This window comes from Pseudomonas sp. EL_65y_Pfl1_R83 (genome assembly GCF_963970695.1).
GTDB lineage: Bacteria > Pseudomonadota > Gammaproteobacteria > Pseudomonadales > Pseudomonadaceae > Aquipseudomonas > Aquipseudomonas tritici.
Map to the genome: position 1 here is coordinate 1 of NZ_CAXAQI010000433.1, position 450 is coordinate 450.

The 450-nt window shown below is 64.2% G+C and carries 1 protein-coding gene; it reads right to left on the bottom strand.

The window, feature by feature from the left end:
* Nucleotides 1-246 precede the first annotated feature (246 nt).
* Nucleotides 247-450 (bottom strand): hypothetical protein (locus AACY08_RS29680; RefSeq protein WP_339472653.1); only part of this gene is annotated, 204 nt, incomplete at its 5' end.

Consider the following 450-nt stretch of genomic DNA (forward strand, 5'->3'; position numbering starts at 1 on the left):
GTTCGGCCATCACTTGCAGGGTCAGGTCGCCCTTGCCGCCGAACAGCTTCACGCGCACAAGATCGAAGCCGAGCGCAGCGGCTTCGGGGGCGATCAGCGCAGTCAGGTCGGGCTTGTCGGCCAAGATATGTCCCATGCAAAGGTCTTCGCTGCCGGAACCGGGTGGCTCCAGCCTCTTCACCTGGCGATGTAGAGAATATGCGTCGTATAAGCGCGTAGAGCGGCGCTGGCAAGCCATCCTGCATGTCACGCCGTTGCGTGGCGGAACAACTCAGGGGGGACGACGGTAGTGCTTTTGAAAAACCGGAGAGTGTTCATGCTGTCGTCGCGTCTGCCGCGCGTTATCGCCTTCGTCGCCACGACTGCCTGTTCGGCCCAGCCGCAGCAGAGCAGCACCACGCCGCCGGTGGCGTCACCGGGCGATCCGGCAACCCCAACGCCCTCGCCCAG